Source organism: Pseudoduganella sp. RAF53_2 (assembly GCF_052113985.1).
In the GTDB taxonomy this organism is placed as follows: Bacteria; Pseudomonadota; Gammaproteobacteria; order Burkholderiales; family Burkholderiaceae_D; genus Rugamonas.
The window spans coordinates 1-1,129 of sequence record NZ_JBFRDW010001056.1 but is presented as its reverse complement, the minus strand read 5'-3'; the positions used below and the strand labels follow the sequence as shown (position 1 = coordinate 1,129).

Sequence of the window (1,129 nt, the reverse complement as noted above, 5' to 3'; positions counted from 1 at the left end):
GCGTAATACGATCAAGAAAAGGTTCTGCCGAGGCGGGCTCAATGTAGCTCAGTAACGTCATCGCCAATCTCCATATTTTTTACGATGCTCCTCAACTTCCTTATCGATTGCAGCGCGATCTTCTTTCGTAATAAGTTCGGTTACATGCCTTCCCTTCGTGGCAAATTTTGCAGCAGCAGCTATATCTGACGTTGAGGCGTACGGCCCATCGAATCTTTGGATGCCTGGGCTCACCCGGATTAACCCTCCTTCAAAGAAATGTACAAATAAATCGTCTGCTTCCTCGTATTTCTCAACCGGTACGTCAGCCCGGTATAGGCCAACAACGCGAATTTTTTTCGCGTCAAAATGAGCCTTGTCGTCAATGGGCGTAAGCGTCCAGTCAGTGACTGACCAGCTAACGTCGACAGTAAGTCCGGGCCTCCACCGTTCAGGGATTGCGATACAGCATAGGCCACTTCCAGCAATGCCATCAAAGCTGCTTGATCCAAAGTAGTGATGATCTATATAGAACTCGTCCACTCTGTATTCGGACGGAAAATAGTGAACGGCATCTACACTGACCAAAACCGGATCGGGCTCCCGCATCAGGAGACAGCCAGCGAGAGGAATAAAAAACATGAACAAAGTGGCTACCCATTTGTGCCTCTGTAGTGCGAACATCACGCTACCTCGCATCTCGCTACAGCATCGTTCAAGTCCCGCCGAAAACGCGCGGCATCTTGATGCGCCAGCACTTGACGAAGCGATGAGGAGTCTAGAAGTCTTCCCTTAGAATCAAAGACTCCTCTTGCGAAAAGAAGGAGGTTCGTCCTATCGGTTTGCCCTGAGCCTTTCCATAGGCTCAGAATTTTTTCAGCCAGCYGAATCTCCAGTTGCGGAGTCTCTGCCCACTGATGGCCAAAGCGCATCGCTCGTAAGTTATGCATCAGCTGATTCGGTTCGTGACAGGCATCTAACGCACTTAACTGCTTCGCCGTAAAGTGAAGTGGCGGTGGCTCCACGTGCGTCTCGTCTGGACATGGCAGCGTCCATAATTTTCCATCAAGACTGTGCACCCTCCAGCGAAGGATTGGTTTGTGAATTGCGCCCCACTGTGACGCTGTCATAACTTGATGTAGCCATGGAA

1 protein-coding gene is annotated in these 1,129 nt (G+C 50.2%); it reads right to left on the bottom strand.

From position 1 onward, the window contains the following. Positions 1 to 57 precede the first annotated feature (57 nt). On the bottom strand, positions 58 to 621 hold the full coding sequence (locus AB4Z11_RS32280; RefSeq protein WP_442030347.1) for a DUF3304 domain-containing protein: 564 nt from the start codon (positions 619 to 621) through the stop codon (positions 58 to 60). Between the last annotated feature and the right edge of the window lie 508 nt (positions 622 to 1,129).